The sequence below is a fragment of the Gibbsiella greigii genome (genome assembly GCF_039540155.1).
GTDB lineage: Bacteria > Pseudomonadota > Gammaproteobacteria > Enterobacterales > Enterobacteriaceae > Gibbsiella > Gibbsiella quercinecans.
Window position 1 is genome coordinate 1 of record NZ_BAABEM010000027.1, and the last position, 826, is coordinate 826.

Annotated in this window: 1 protein-coding gene; it reads right to left on the reverse strand. The window is 59.9% G+C overall.

The window, feature by feature from the left end:
* Positions 1-826, reverse strand: an 826-nt coding sequence (locus AC559G_RS18130; RefSeq protein ID WP_498913681.1) for a hypothetical protein, incomplete at both ends; no start/stop codon positions are given.

Sequence of the window (826 nt, forward strand, 5' to 3'; positions counted from 1 at the left end):
CCTGGCCGGGATCATAACCGACCTGCTGCAACAGATAATCGCTGCTCAGGAACTGGCTTCTGTCGGTAAAGCGTGAGTCAGTCACCACCAGGAAAGCGCTCTCTGCCGCAGTTTGCTGGCGGAACAGGCCATTATTGGGGATAGTCGTCGCCACGTTGGCCAGATGCTGTTGGTCGGTTAACGCCAGCTCGCCTGGCGTGAGCGGCCGGCTGCCCTCCGCCAGCCCGGTATCGGCGGCCTGCCAGCGCTGCCCGCTGATGTTGATTGCTAACGGGTTGTTCTCCCATTCGGCGCGTTCGGCCGCCGCCGCGTTTTGCGCAGCCGCCACGGTGCTGATTTGCGCCTGGTTGACGGTGGTGTTTGTCAACTGTGCGCCGCCGAGCGTGACATTGCCGTAACCGCTGATCACCCCGTCAAGGGTGGTTAAGGCAGTGGTTTCGTCGATAGTGTAGGTTGGGTACCAATGCCCCTCCGCCCGATCATAATGATCGACAATATATTCCTGGCGCCGCTGATTCACCGAATAGCCGCGGTTGATGATGTTGGCAGTGCCATCAATCGTCAGGTTGCCGTTGCTGCTGAGGGTGCTGGCGTCATTCTGCAGTTGCCCGGCTATATGCAGGAACATGTTGCCCCCGGCGAGCAGGCTCGCCCCCACGCCGGCGGAAACCAGCCGATCTTCGGTAAGAGTGCCCGTGGCGGTGCGTTCACGCAGGTTGTTGTAATCCGTCACATAAGGCGCGCTGGCAATATCGATAAACCGATCGGGGCTCCACTGCGCGATCGTTTCGCTATCGGTGGCATTCCACCAGACGGTGTTTTGATA